The organism is Phycicoccus jejuensis (assembly GCF_000720925.1).
In the GTDB taxonomy this organism is placed as follows: Bacteria; Actinomycetota; Actinomycetes; order Actinomycetales; family Dermatophilaceae; genus Phycicoccus; species Phycicoccus jejuensis.
On sequence record NZ_JOEE01000011.1, the window covers coordinates 1 to 13287 of the forward strand.

Sequence of the window (13287 nt, forward strand, 5' to 3'; positions counted from 1 at the left end):
CGCACGGCCTCCAGCACGACCACGACCCGGGCAGCAGAGGCCCGCGCGGCGACCTCGTCGAGCAGCTCCATCAGCTCACCCAACCCGTCCCCGCACGCTTCGGTCAGGGCCTCGTCGAGCCCGGTCAGGGCATCGCGGGCAGCCTCGAGCCGGGAGCGGCGCTCCTCGAGTTCGGCTGTCCCCGTGGACATGTGACCATCCTGGCACCGGCCACCGACAGCCCACCCGTCCCGCCCGGGCGCCTGTGGACGACGGCCGCCGTCCTACCTCACTGTGGAAAACCGTTGTCCTGCAGCCGCGACCGAGGTCGCTCGGCGCTAGGAGAGCAGCCCGCGCTTCGTCGCCTCGTAGACCGCCTCGGCGCGCCCCGACACCTCGAGCTTGCGCAGGATGTTGCCGACGTGGAACTTCGCGGTGGTCTCCGAGATGTAGAGCCGCTTGCCGATCTCCTTGTTGGACAACCCTCGTGCGAGGAGCTGGAGCACCTCGTCCTCGCGCGCCGACAGGGTCGGGGTGACCGGCTGCGGAGGCGCCTGCATCCCGCGCACCATCGCCGCCGCGGACCGTGCGTCGAACGCCGACTCGCCCTTGCTCACGTCGTGGATGGCGCGCACGAGCGCCGCGGTGTCGACGTCCTTGACGACGTAGCCGCGTGCACCCGCGCGCACCGCCTCGAGGACGAGCTGCTCGTCGAGGAACGTCGTCAGCACGAGGACGGCCACGCTCGGGTGCCCGGCGCTGATCGCCTGCGCGAGCTCGAGGCCCTCGGTGTCGCTCGACGACGACAGCTTGAGGTCGAGGAGGACCACGCGCGGGGTCACGCGCTCGAGGACGGCCAGCGCCTCTCCGCGCGAGGAGGCCTCCGCGACGACGGTGATGTCGGGCTCGCGCTCGAGGACGGACCGCAGGCCCTGCCGGACGATCGCGTGGTCGTCGACGAGCATGACGCCGATGGTCTCGCGGTCGGCGGGGGTGTCTCGGACGTCGGCGGTGCTCAGCACGGCGTGGCCTCCTCGGCGGTCGGGGGAGCGAGCCCGGCGGGGACCCGGACGACGGGCAGGGGGACGCGGAAGGTGAGCCGGACGCCGCCCAGCCGCGAGCGACGGAAGGCCAGCGTCCCGCCCAGCCCCCGGACGCGGGAGTCCATGTTGGCCAGGCCCTGGTGCCGGCCGTCTCGCACCGTCCGGCGCTCGAGCTGGAGCATTCGGCGCAGCGCGGCGGGCTCGCCGTCGCCGTCATCGGACACCGACACGACGAGGGCGTCCGGCATCCACCGCACCCGCAGGACCGCGCGCCGCGCCCCGGCGTGGGTGACGACGTTGAACAGGGCCTCGCCGACGACCCGGGCGACCTCGTGGTGCACGTCGTGCCCGAGCGCGGTCGTCCGCCCCGCGACGCGCACCTGGATGTCGAGCATCGGCCGGTGGTGGTGGACGACCTCGCGCAGCAGGTCCTCGAGCGACGCGACCGAGTCGGTGTGCGGACGGGTCAGGGCGAAGATCGCGGTGCGCAGCTGCTCGACCGCCGTCTGCGTCAACGACTTCGCGGTCTGCAGCTGCGCCCCGACCTGCCGCGCGCCGAGCGCCTCGGCCTCCCCGCGCGCGACCTCGACGGCCATCCCCGCCGAGAGCACGTACTGCGTGACGCTGTCGTGCAGCTCGCGGGCGATGCGGTGCCGCTCGGCGTCGACGAGCTCGCGCTGCTCGGCGACCGCGAGCCGGTGCTCCGCCGCCTCGAGCTCGGCCGTGCGTGTCGCGAGGTCGCGCGCCTGCGCCCGTGCCTCCTCGTGCAGCCGCTGGGCGCGCCGGTGCAGCGACAGCCCGGCCTGGTACTGCTCGCTCGTGTGCAGCGAGACCGCCGCCTGGTTGGCGAGGATGCGCAGCACGGCGAGGTCCTCCGGCTCCGGCTCCTCGTGGAGCCCGTGGCGTGCGGCGAGCCCGCCGACGCGGCGCCCCTCGAGGTACATCGGGACGCGGACCCAGACGTCGGTGCGCGCCGAGGGCCCGGCGTAGCCCGAGCGCACCGCCGACAGCTCGAGGCGCACGGCCTCGGGCACCTCGGTGGGGTCGCCGACGCTGCGGCGGTCCGGGCCGATGACGACGAAGCGGGGCCGGGCGCGCTCGAGGTGGCTGTCGGCGAGGGCGAGCACCGCCCAGTCGGCGTCGAGGTGGTCGGCCGCCGCCCGCGCCACCTCCTCGAGCAGCCCCCGCGGTCCCTCGACGGTGCGGACGACGGCCCGCGAGATCGTGTCCATCGCGCGCACCGCGCGCTGGGTGCGCTCGGTGGAGCGCACGTACGCCGGGTAGTAGGAGTTCTTGCCGGACCGCACCCCGGTCAGGCGCGAGAGGTCGGTCGCGCCCTCGGTCACAGCGCCGCCCGGAAGATGCGCTCGATGTCGGCCGCGTCCGTGGGGCGCGGGTTGGTCGTCAGGCAGGCGTCCTCGAGCGAGTTCTGCGACAGCGTGACGAGGTGCTCCTCGGTGATGCCGAGCGAGCGCAGCGACAGCGGTACCCCGACCTCGTCGGCCATGACGCGCACCTTCACCGCGAGGGCCTCGGCGGCCTCGGCCGGCGGCATCCCGTCGACGGCCAGCCCGGCGGAGCGCGCGAGCGGCACGAAGCGGTCGGGGGAGGACTCGGCGTTGTAGCGGATGACGTGTGGCAGGAGGATGCCGTTGATGACGCCGTGCGGGGCGTCGAGCAGCCCGCCGACCTGGTGGCTCATCGCGTGCGTCGCGCCGAGGATCGCGTTGGTGAAGGCGAGACCGGCGGCGAGCGCCGCCTCGGCCATCCCGGTGCGGGCCTCGGGGTCGTCGGGGGCCCGCATCGTCTGGACGAGGTGCTGGTTGACGAGGCCGACCGCGTTGAGCGCGTGGACGTCGGCGAGTGCGTTGTGCGCCCGCGAGACGAAGGCCTCGATGCCGTGGGTCAGCGCGTCGAGGCCGGTCGCCGCGTTGAGCCACTCGGGCATCGTCGTCAGCAGGCGCGGGTCGGTGATGGAGATGTCGGGCACGAGCGCGCGGCCCATGATCGTCACCTTCACGTGGCGCGTGGTGTCGGTGACGATGCAGAACTGGCTGACGTCGGCGCCCGTGCCGGAGGTCGAGGGCACCATGAGCAGCGGCGGGATCTCGCGGTGCACCTGGTCCACGCCCCGGTAGTCGAGGATCGAGCCGCCGTTGCCGGCGAGCACCGCGACCCCCTTGGCGGCGTCCATCGCGGAGCCGCCGCCGAGGCCGATGATGACGTCGCAGTCGTTGGCCCGGTAGAGGTCGTGCGCGGCCGCGACCTCGACGTCGCGCGGGTTGGGCGAGACGTCGCTGCAGACGACGGGGGAGAGGCCGACCTCGCGGAGGTGGCCGAGCAGCTCGTGGGCCCACCCGACCTCGACGATGCCCGGGTCGGTGACGACGAACGGCCGGCGCGCCCCGAGCCGGCGGGCGGCGTAGCCGGCCTCGGCGAGGGCGCCGATCCCGAAGACGATCTCGGGGGCCTGGAACTTGACGAGCGCCGAGGCGTCGAGCGGCCAGGTCGTGGTCGTCGTCCCGGCTCCGTTGCCGCCCAGCGCCGTCATCGCGGCCCTCCTGCACCCCTCGGGTGGCAGCAACGGTAGCCCGCTCGGCCGGGACGCGCACCCGTCCGCCCGGCCCGTGGCCGGGACCGGCCACCCCCTCTCCGAACGGTCAGGTCGTGTGGCCCTCGGCGAGCGTGTCGCCCGCCGCCGACACGACCTCGAGGGTGGCGATGCGGCCCGCCGGGAGCGATGTCGCGCCGACGACGCGCACGACGTCGCGGTCGGTGGCCGACCACGTCGCGCCGGTCTCCCGGCGGCCGTCGGTGGCGTGGACGACGAGGGTGTAGCGGCCGGTCGGGGGGAGGTCGGCGAGCTCGAGCGCCACCTGGGTGCCCCAGGGGCGGGGCTCCAGGTCGGCCCGTCCGCTCGGGCCCGAGCCCACGGTGGACGCGAGCGTCACGGCCGTGGTGGAGGGGGGCGGCGACCCGGCGGCGGCCAGGCGCGCCCCGAGGACGACGCCGGCCAGGAGGGCGACGGCCGCGGCGAGGGCGCCGAGCGCGACGGCGCGTCGGCGAGCGGCGCGGCGCCGCGCGGCCACGGCGCCGAGGAGCGGGGCCACCTCCTGCTCGGGTGTCGTCGCCCGGGCGGGCTCGGCCCACACGTCCTCCGGGACACGGCGCAGGAGGCCGGCCACGGGGGTGGCGGCCTCCACCTCCGCCCGGCACCCGTCGCAGGCGGCGAGGTGGGCGCCGAACCGGGCGCGGTCGGCGGCGTCGAGCCCGCCGAGGACCCAGGGCCCGAGCAGGTGCCGCAGCTCGTCGTGGTCCTCGGTCACCGGGTCACTCCCATCTCCTCGAACGCGACGCGCAGGGCGCGCACCGCGTAGTGGCTCCGTGACTTCACGGTGCCCTCTGGCACCCCGAGCCGCGCGGCGGCCTGGCGCACCGACATCCCCTCGTGGAACAGCAGCCGGACGACCTCGCGGTGGGCCGGCGCCAGCCGCCGCAGCGCCTCCGCCACGAGCCAGCCGTCGACGGCCTCCTCGAGGCCGTCGTCCCCGGCCATGGCCTCGAGGACCGAGCCGTCGTCGAGGAGCTCGGGCCGGCGGCCCGCGGAGCGCCACGCGTCCGTCGCGACGTTGCGGGCGACGGTGAGGACGTAGGCCCGCACCTCGCGCTCGTCGCGCCCGGGCTCGAGCCGTCCGATGGTCCGCCACACCCGCAGGAACGTCTCCTGGAGCAGGTCGTCGGCCACCTGCGGGGAGGCCGCGCGGCGCCGCAGGTACGCGCGCACCGCCGGGGCGTGCGCGGCGTACACCGTGGCCAGCGCGGCCTCGTCCGCCGGTGGGGTCATGGGGGAGATGATGGACCGTTCAGGGCCCGGTGACCACGAAGTCCACCGAGGCGACCTCGGACGCCAGCCCGAGTGCCCGCAGGTCGCGGGCGTCGACGTCGCCGTCCCCGTCCGCGTCCGGGACGACGGCGGGTGCGTCGTCGTAGCGGCCGTCGTGGTCGAGGTCGGCGACGACCGCGGCGAGGATGGTCGAGCGGGTGCCCGTGCCGAAGGACGGGGCGCCGACGATCCACGTGTCCATGACCGACACCCGGTCGGGCCGGTTGTCGGTGAGCGCGGTGAGGTTGAACAGGCCCGCGAGGTTCTGGCCCGCCCCGGCGCCGACCGCGGTCGTCGAGTCGAGGACGACGAGCCCGGGCAGCGCCTCGTCGGCGCCCGGGGCGAAGGCGCCGGGGAACGGGGCGGTGCTCGCGTGCGCGGCGGGGCCGGTCAGCTGCGGCGTGAACGCGGACCGGGTCAGCGCGTCGGGGCCGTGCACGGTCACGCGCAGGTCGACGGCCCAGGCGCGCCCGGCGACGCCGACGACGTCGTGGCGGGCGGGGGCGACGATCCGCACCTCGGCGCCGCGCTGCCGGTGGCCGTGGTCGCCGTCGGCGGCCGCAGGGCTCGGCGAGGCGGCGGCCACCGCGACGACGGCGGCGGTGCTCGCGATGGCGACGGTCAGGGCGGTGCGTGGTCCCACGGTGTCCTCCTCGGGCCGGCGGGTACCTCCCGCCGTCGAGGGGAGGTACGCCGGCGGGGCCCGGTCGGTTCAGCCGGCGACCGAGGGCACCGCTCCGGCGCGCTCCTGGCGCAGCGCGGGGAGGTAGCAGAGCGCGCCGAGGACGCTGAAGGCCCCCGCGACGAGGATGCCGGTCGCGGTGCTCGTCGCCTCGGCGAGCGGGCCCAGGACGAGCAGGCCGAGGCTGTAGCAGCCGCCGGCCACCATCGAGTTGACCGACAGGACCGTGGTGCGGTTGGCGGCGTCGGCCTGGCGGTGCAGCAGGGTGCTGTGGACCGGGCCCGCGGTGCCGTGCAGCGTGTAGACGACGAAGAAGGCGGTGACGAGCCCGACCGGGCCGGTCATCAGGGCCATGACGACGACGAACCCGCCCTGGAGGACGCGGGAGGCGATGGCCGTCCACGTCACACCGACCCGGCGGGCGGCGAGCGCGGCCGCCGCCGACCCCGCCGCGAACAGCCCCCACGCCGCGGCGGACACCGGACCCATGAGCGCGCCGGCCTCGGTCTCGCCGCCGACGAGCTCGGAGAGGCGGACCGGCATGAACGTCTCGAAGGCGATCATCCCGACGCTCCAGAAGACCTCGACGAGCACGAGCGCCCGCAGGACGCCGTTGCGGCCGAGCAGCCGGACGCCGGCCACGACGACACGGGGCGCCTCGCGCGCGGAGTCGAGGGCGCGGCGCACGCCGCGGGCGTCGACGTGCGTGCTCGGCTCGCGCAGGAGGACGAGCGTGGCGACGAGGTTGACGACGACGAAGGCGATGGAGAGCCAGTACGCGTTCTCGAGCGCGGTGAGCGCGCGCACGGGGTGCCACGCGATGACCCCGCCGGAGACGACGGCACCGAGCGCGATGGCGACGCCCAGCACCGTGCCGGCGCGGGCCAGGCCCTGCTCGACGGGGACGCCGGGGTCGTCGGCCTGGGCGGTGTCGACGTACCAGGACTCCAGCGGCCCGGAGTCGAGGGCGCGGAAGACGCCCTGGAGCAGGAGGGCGACGCAGAAGGCGGCGAAGGTCTGCGCGAGGACGAAGACGAGCGCGGACACGAGCGCGACGACGCCGGAGGCCACGAGCAGCGGGCGGCGACCGAGGGCGTCGGCGAAACCACCGGTCGGCAGCTCGAGCGCGAGCACGACGAAGCCCTGCATCGAGAGGATGACGCCGAGCTGCGCCAGCGACATCCCGCGCTCGAGGGCGAGGAGCGTGGTCACGCCGATGACCAGCCCGACGGGGAACCAGCGGGTGAAGGTCAGCAGCAGGAGGACGCGCAGCGCCTGCCGCGCGGTGAGCGGGGCGGTGCTCGACGCCGTCGTGCTCATCGCTGCTCGCCACCCCGCGGGGCGCGGTCGAGGTCGACCGGGTACATGACGGCGTAGACGGCGACCCGGCGGGCCGAGGGGTTGCCCTGGCCGACGCGGCGGTAGCGCGCGACGACGTCGTCGAGCTCCTGGCGCAGGGCCCGCGCCTGGTCCGGGGTGGCGACGACCCACGAGTCGTCCATCCCCATCGCGTCGCGCCAGTCGACCGGCCACGTCGACTCGACGTCGAGCCAGCGCTCGTAGCGCTCGCCGAGGTGGCGGGAGTAGTCGCGCTGGAGCCAGCCGAGCGCGCTCTCGGCGTCGTCGTCGCCGGCGAAGTCGCTCGGCTCCCACTGGTGGCTCTCGGTGGCGGCGCGCCACAGCCGGCGCTTGCCCTCGCCGTCGCCGGTGTCGGCGACGAGGCCGACCGCCTCGAGGCGGCGCAGGTGGTAGGACGTCGCCCCGGAGTTGGTGCCGAGCGCCGCGGCGAGGTCGGTGGCGGTCGCCGGGCCGCCGACCCGCAGGGCCGAGAGGAGGCGGCTGCGCAGCGGGTGGGCGAGGGTCTTCAGGGCCGCGGCGTCGAGCCGCAGGCCGGTCAGGTGCCCGTCGTCGGTGGGGTCGGAAGAGGCCATGTGTGCACACTACCTGTGCACAGTTTGTTTGCACAAGAGTCGTGCAGAGAGGATGTGGACGGCATCGCCGCAGGTCAGGGACCATCCGCCGGCGATTTGGGGGAGCGGGGCACGGGTCCGTAGCATGGACGACTGGTGTGCCGTGCGCTGTCACGAGGGCCGTCGCTCCCTCGCGGGAGCACTCGGCACACGCCATCCGACCCGCAACAAGAGGACTCTCATGCGTACCTTCACCCCGAAGCCGGGCGACGTGACCCGCGCGTGGCACGTCATCGACGCCACCGACGTCGTGCTCGGCCGGCTCGCGAGCCAGGCGGCCGTGCTGCTGCGCGGCAAGCACAAGCCGACCTTCGCGCCGCACGTCGACACCGGTGACTTCGTCATCATCATCAACGCCGACAAGGTCGCCCTGACCGGCTCCAAGGCCGAGCAGAAGAAGGCCTACCGCCACTCGGGCTTCCCGGGCGGTCTGCGCTCGACCTCCTACACCGAGCTGCTCGCCAAGAGCCCGGAGAAGGCGATCGAGAAGGCCATCCGCGGCATGGTCCCCAAGACCTCCCTCGGCCGCCAGCAGCTGACCAAGCTCAAGGTCTACCGCGGCGCCGAGCACCCCCACGCTGCCCAGCAGCCCAAGCCCTTCGAGATCACCCAGGTGGCCCAGTGATGTCCGAGAACGCCCAGATCGACGAGACCGCCGGGACGGACGTCAACGACGCCCCCGTCACCGAGTACACCTCCGAGTCCGACGGCACCGTCGCGACCGAGTCGACCCGCCGCCCGAGCGCCTCGGCGCCCGGTGGCGCGACCGGCCGCCGCAAGCAGGCCGTCGCCCGCGTCCGGATCGTCCCGGGCAGCGGCGAGTGGAAGATCAACGGCCGCTCGCTCGAGCAGTACTTCCCGAACAAGGTCCACCAGCAGATCGTCAACGAGCCGCTCAAGGTCCTCGAGCTCGACGGCGCCTACGACGTCCTCGTGCGCGTGCACGGCGGTGGCCCCTCCGGCCAGGCCGGCGCCGTCCGCCTCGGTGTCGCCCGCTCGCTCAACGGGGTCGACGAGGAGCTGAACCGCCCGGCGCTCAAGAAGGCCGGCCTGCTCACCCGTGACGCCCGCGTCCCCGAGCGCAAGAAGGCGGGTCTCAAGAAGGCCCGCAAGGCGCCGCAGTACAGCAAGCGCTGACCCGCGCCCCGCGCGACGAGCCGACGGCGGCACCCCTCGGGGGTGCCGCCGTCGCCGTGTCCCGGCCCGCCACACGGTAGGTTCGGTCGCTGCCCCACCACCGAAAGGCCCCCAGCATGTCCCGACTCTTCGGCACCGACGGCGTCCGTGGTCTCGCGAACCGCGACATCACCGTCGAGCTCGCGCTCGACCTGAGCATCGCCGCGGCCCACGTCCTCGGTGACGCCGACCGGCAGGCGGGCCGCCGCCCCCGCGCGGTCGTCGGCCGCGACCCCCGGGCCAGCGGCGAGTTCCTCTCCGCCGCGGTCACCGCGGGCCTGGCCTCGGCCGGTGTCGACGTGCACGACGTGGGGGTCCTGCCGACCCCGGCGGTCGCCTTCCTCACCGCGGACATGGGCGCGACCTTCGGCGTGATGCTCTCGGCGTCGCACAACCCGATGCCCGACAACGGCATCAAGTTCTTCGCCGAGGGCGGCCACAAGCTGCCCGACGCCGTCGAGGACGAGATCGCCGCCCACATCGGCCAGGACTGGGACCGCCCGCAGGGCGCGGAGGTCGGCCGCATCCAGAGCAACCGCGCCGGGCAGGCGCGGTACATCGCGCACCTGCTGCGCACGCTGCCGAACCGCCTCGACGGCCTGACCGTCGTCATCGACGGCGCGCACGGCGCCGCGAGCGCGGTCTCGCCGGAGGTCTTCCGGCTCGCCGGCGCCGACGTCGTCGAGATCGGGACCGACCCCGACGGCCTCAACATCAACGACGGCTACGGCTCGACGCACCTCGACCGGCTCAGGGCGGCCGTCCTCGAGCGCGGGGCCGACCTCGGCATCGCCCACGACGGCGACGCCGACCGCTGCCTCGCGGTGGGCCACGACGGCCGCGAGGTCGACGGCGACCAGATCATGGCCGTCCTCGCGGTCGCCCTCAAGGAGCGCGGCGTGCTGCGCGAGAACACCCTCGTCGCCACCGTCATGAGCAACCTCGGCCTGATCCAGGCGATGGAGCGCGAGGGCGTCAAGGTCCGCCAGACCGGTGTCGGCGACCGCTACGTCCTCGAGGAGATGCGCCGCTCCGGCTACTCCCTCGGCGGCGAGCAGTCCGGGCACGTCATCATGCTCGAGCACGGCACGACCGGCGACGGGGTCCTCACCGGCCTCATGCTCGCGGCGCGCGTCGTCGAGACCGGCACGCCGCTCGCCGAGCTCGCGACCGTGATGTCGCGCCTGCCGCAGGTCCTCGTCAACGTCAAGGGCGTCGACAAGTCGCGCGTCGAGAGCGACGAGGAGCTCCAGGCCGCCGTCCGCGCCGAGGAGGAGGCCCTCGCCGGCACCGGCCGCGTGCTGCTGCGCAAGTCGGGCACCGAGCCGGTCGTGCGCGTCATGGTCGAGGCCGCGACCGAGGAGCACGCCCGCGAGGTCTGCGACCGGCTCTGCGCGGTCGTCAAGGAGCGACTGGCCCTCTGACGGGAATGGCCGCGCCGGGGGTTCGGTTGGCACGAGGGACCACCTGTCGACGTTGAAGGAGAGCCTCCGTGCCCCACGAGTCCGTGACCAAGAAGTTCTACAGCATCTCCGCCACCTCCACCGGCGGCCGTGACGGCCACACCAAGAGCGCCGACGGCACCGTCGACGTGAAGCTGGGCAAGCCGAGCACCTCGAACCCGGTCGCCAACCCGGAGACGCTCTTCGCGGCCGGCTACGCCGCCTGCTACAACGGCGCGCTCGCGCACGTGGCGCAGCAGGACGGCATCGACGTCACCGGTGCGGAGACGACCGCCGACGTCACCCTCGGCGAGACGGCCACCGGTGTCGGCCTCGCGGTCGAGATCGTCACGACCATCCCGGGTGTCGACGCGGAGACCGCGCAGGCGCTCGCCGACAAGGCGCACGAGTTCTGCCCCTACAGCAAGGCGACCCGCGGCAACATCGACGTCACCGTCGTCGGCAAGCCCGCCTGACGCCCCCTGCACCACCCCACCGGCCTCCTCCCGTCACGACGGGAGGAGGCCGGTGACGTGTCGGGCGATCGCGAACGCCGCGGTGGCCGCCGGCGAGGGCGCGTTGAGGACGTGCACGCAGCGGCCGGAGCGCTCGACGAGGAAGTCGTCGACGAGCGTGCCGTCGGGGCGTACCGCCTGGGCGCGGACGCCGGCGGGGGCCGGGCGCAGGTCCTCGTCCCGCAGGTCGGGGACGAGCCGGCGCAGGCTGTCGCCGAAGCGTCGGGCGTCGAGCGAGCGCGCGACCTCGTGGAGACCGCTGCGGGCGTGCCGGCGGGCCAGCCGCCACAGGCCCGGGTACGCGAGCGTCCCGGCGAGCTCGCGGGGCCGGACCACGCCCCAGCCGTAGCCCTCGCGGGCGAGCGCGAGGACGGCGTTCGGGCCCGCGTGCACGTGGCCGTCGACGCCGCGCGTCAGGTGCACGCCGAGGAAGGGCAGCTCCGGGTCGGGGACGGGGTAGACGAGGCCGCGGACGAGGCGCGCCGCCTCCGGGGCGAGCTCGCGGTACTCGCCGCGGAACGGCACGATGCGCACCGACGGCCGGTGCCCGAGCCGCTCGGCGACGAGGTCGGTCCGCAGGCCGGCGCAGGAGACGACGAGGTCGGCCGTGACCGTCCCGCGGTTGGTCTCGACCACGACCTCGCGGGGGCCGTCGTGCCCGCCGACGACCTCCGTGCCGGGCCGCAGGTCGGCGCCGGCGGCTGCGAGGCGGTCGACGAGCGCCGCGCACACGCCCGGGTAGTCGACGACCCCGGTCTCGGGGACGTGGAGCGCTGCGAGGGCGGCGACGTGCGGCTCGTGCGCGCGGGCGCCGTCGGCGTCGAGGCGGCTCACGGCGAGACCGTTGGCCAGCCCGCGGTCGTGGAGCGCGGCCAGGCGGGGCAGCTCGTCGGGGGAGGTGGCGACCACGAGCTTGCCGGTGACGGCGTGGGCGACCCCGTGCTCGCGCGCGAAGGCCAGGAGCTCGGCCGCGCCGCTGCGGCACCAGCGGGCCTTCGCGCTGCCCGGCGGGTAGTACAGGCCCGAGTGCACGACGCCGCTGTTGCGCCCGGTCTGGTGCCTCGCCCAGCCGGACTCCTTCTCCAGCACGGTGACCCGAGCCGCGGGGTCGTCCGTGACGAGCCGGTGGGCGACGGCGAGGCCGACGATCCCGCCGCCGACGACCACGACCCGGCGGCTCATCGGTCGGCCACTCCCGGCGTCATCCGCGCCCGTGGTGCTCCGCGATGACCCGCGCGTACTCGAGGCCGGAGTCCTTGATGGTCCGCACCTGGGTGTCGTAGTCGACGTGGACGATGCCGAAGCGCTTGTCGTAGCCGTAGGCCCACTCGAAGTTGTCGAGGAGGCTCCACGCGAAGTAGCCGCGGACGTCGGTGCCGCCCTCGATCGCGTCGGCGACGGCGCCGAGGTGGTCGCGCAGGTACGCCACGCGCTCGGGGTCGTGGACGGCGCCGTCTGGGGAGACGGTGTCGTCCCAGGCCGACCCGTTCTCGGTGATGTAGACCGGCAGGCCGCACTCGCGGGCGGAGCGCTCGATGATCAGTCGGTGCGACTCCGGCGACTGCTCCCAGCCCATCGCCGTGACCGGCGGGTGGGGGTCGATCTCGGAGACGCGCTCGCAGCCGGGCAGGAGGTGGGTGTTGCCGACCGGCTCGTCGCCGTCGGCGGTGGCGCGCACGCGGGTGGGGAAGTAGTTGTTGACGCCGAGGTTGTCCAGCGGGGCGCCGATCGTCGCGAGGTCGCCGTCGTGGACGAACGAGCCGTCGGTGAGGTGCGCGACGTCGTCGAGCATCCCGTCGGGGTAGGCGCCGTGGAAGAGCGGGCCGAAGAAGACGCCGTTGAGGGCGTTGTCGGCGCGGCGGACGGCGTCGAGGTCGGCCTCCGTCGGGTCGGCCGGGCCGTGGACCTGGGTCGGGTTGAGGGTGATCGACACCTGTGCGTCGCGGCAGTGCTCGCGGATCACGGGCACCGCGGTGCCGTGGGCCAGCATCAGGTGGTGGGCCGTGAGCAGGCCCTCCATCGGGTCGCGGTGGCCGGGGGCGTGGGCCCCGATCGAGTGGCTGAGCATCGAGGAGCACCACGGCTCGTTGAGCGTGGTCCAGTTGACGACGCGGTCGCCGAGCGCGCCGACGACGTGGGCGGTGTAGTCGGCGAACCAGCCGGCGACGTCGCGGGAGCGCCAGCCGGCCCGGTCCTCGAGGGCCTGCGGGAGGTCCCAGTGGTAGAGCGTGACGACCGGGCGGATGCCGGCGCCCAGCAGCTCGTCGACGAGCCGGTCGTAGAACGCGAGCCCGAGGGGGTTGGCGGGGCCGGTGCCGTCGGGCTGGATGCGCGGCCACGCGACGGAGAACCGGTAGGCCTCGAGCCCGAGCCGCTGCATGAGCGCGACGTCCTCCGGCACCCGGTGGTAGTGGTCGCACGCGACCTCGCCGGTGTCGCCGTTCGCGACCTTGCCCGGGGTCGCGGAGAAGGTGTCCCAGATGGACTGGCCGCGGCCGTCCTCCTTGGTCGCGCCCTCGATCTGGTAGCTCGCGGTGGCGGCGCCGAAGAGGAAGCCCTCGGGGAAGGTGAGCTCGGAGGTCGTCATGCGCACGAAC

At 74.7% G+C, this 13287-nt stretch carries 15 protein-coding genes; 4 read left to right on the top strand and 11 right to left on the bottom strand.

Annotated elements, in window-relative coordinates; translation table 11 throughout:
- The 9 genes from IG69_RS20495 to IG69_RS0117625 all read right to left on the bottom strand — a co-directional run.
- Window positions 1-191: hypothetical protein (locus IG69_RS20495; protein ID WP_036830577.1), on the bottom strand; the 191-nt coding region annotated here is incomplete at its 3' end.
- Between the two features lie 126 nt (window positions 192-317).
- Entirely contained in the window at window positions 318-1001 is a 684-nt protein-coding gene (locus IG69_RS0117590) for a MadR family response regulator transcription factor (RefSeq protein WP_281174747.1), read from the bottom strand.
- A complete protein-coding gene (locus tag IG69_RS0117595; protein ID WP_051750712.1) occupies window positions 995-2368 on the bottom strand; it encodes a MadS family sensor histidine kinase in 1374 nt (457 codons plus the stop codon). Before IG69_RS0117595 ends, IG69_RS0117590 begins: the two co-directional genes overlap by 7 nt.
- The gene (locus IG69_RS0117600; protein ID WP_051750713.1) at window positions 2365-3573 is read right to left on the bottom strand and encodes an iron-containing alcohol dehydrogenase; all 1209 of its coding nucleotides are present in this window, start codon (window positions 3571-3573) and stop codon (window positions 2365-2367) included. Before IG69_RS0117600 ends, IG69_RS0117595 begins: the two co-directional genes overlap by 4 nt.
- A gap of 109 nt (window positions 3574-3682) precedes the next feature.
- Window positions 3683-4348, bottom strand: a complete 666-nt coding sequence (locus tag IG69_RS20500) for an anti-sigma factor family protein (protein WP_036830580.1) — start codon at window positions 4346-4348, stop codon at window positions 3683-3685.
- Entirely contained in the window at window positions 4345-4866 is a 522-nt protein-coding gene (locus IG69_RS0117610; RefSeq protein ID WP_030529480.1) for a sigma-70 family RNA polymerase sigma factor, read from the bottom strand. The genes IG69_RS20500 and IG69_RS0117610 overlap by 4 nt, the downstream gene beginning before the upstream one ends.
- A 19-nt stretch (window positions 4867-4885) precedes the next feature.
- The gene (locus IG69_RS0117615) at window positions 4886-5548 is read right to left on the bottom strand and encodes a hypothetical protein (RefSeq protein ID WP_030529481.1); all 663 of its coding nucleotides are present in this window, start codon (window positions 5546-5548) and stop codon (window positions 4886-4888) included.
- 69 nt (window positions 5549-5617) lie between these two features.
- Entirely contained in the window at window positions 5618-6907 is a 1290-nt protein-coding gene (locus tag IG69_RS0117620; protein WP_030529482.1) for an MFS transporter, read from the bottom strand.
- Window positions 6904-7518 (bottom strand): ArsR/SmtB family transcription factor, encoded by a 615-nt coding sequence (locus tag IG69_RS0117625; protein WP_030529483.1) that lies wholly within the window; start codon window positions 7516-7518, stop codon window positions 6904-6906. The genes IG69_RS0117620 and IG69_RS0117625 overlap by 4 nt, the downstream gene beginning before the upstream one ends.
- Before the next feature lie 220 nt (window positions 7519-7738).
- On the opposite strand from IG69_RS0117625, the gene rplM reads away from it, so the two are divergent.
- The 4 genes from rplM to IG69_RS0117645 all read left to right on the top strand — a co-directional run bounded on the left by rplM (window position 7739) and on the right by IG69_RS0117645 (window position 10651).
- Window positions 7739-8182: a 50S ribosomal protein L13 gene (gene rplM, locus IG69_RS0117630; protein ID WP_030529484.1), complete on the top strand. Its 444-nt coding sequence runs from the start codon at window positions 7739-7741 to the stop codon at window positions 8180-8182.
- Window positions 8182-8694, top strand: coding sequence for a 30S ribosomal protein S9 (rpsI, locus tag IG69_RS0117635; RefSeq protein ID WP_030529485.1), 513 nt, complete (start codon window positions 8182-8184; stop codon window positions 8692-8694). Before rplM ends, rpsI begins: the two co-directional genes overlap by 1 nt.
- A gap of 116 nt (window positions 8695-8810) precedes the next feature.
- Window positions 8811-10157: a phosphoglucosamine mutase gene (gene glmM / locus IG69_RS0117640; protein ID WP_030529486.1), complete on the top strand. Its 1347-nt coding sequence runs from the start codon at window positions 8811-8813 to the stop codon at window positions 10155-10157.
- A 68-nt stretch (window positions 10158-10225) separates the two neighbouring features.
- On the top strand, window positions 10226-10651 hold the full coding sequence (locus IG69_RS0117645; RefSeq protein ID WP_030529487.1) for an Ohr family peroxiredoxin: 426 nt from the start codon (window positions 10226-10228) through the stop codon (window positions 10649-10651).
- A gap of 33 nt (window positions 10652-10684) precedes the next feature.
- On the opposite strand, the gene lhgO is transcribed toward IG69_RS0117645, so the two are convergent.
- Window positions 10685-11872, bottom strand: a complete 1188-nt coding sequence (gene lhgO / locus IG69_RS0117650; protein ID WP_030529488.1) for an L-2-hydroxyglutarate oxidase — start codon at window positions 11870-11872, stop codon at window positions 10685-10687.
- Window positions 11873-11891: 19 nt separating this feature from the next.
- Window positions 11892-13277 carry a GH1 family beta-glucosidase gene (locus IG69_RS0117655; protein WP_030529489.1) on the bottom strand — a complete coding sequence of 462 codons (1386 nt, stop codon included), beginning with the start codon at window positions 13275-13277 and terminating at the stop codon, window positions 11892-11894.
- Window positions 13278-13287 lie beyond the last annotated feature (10 nt).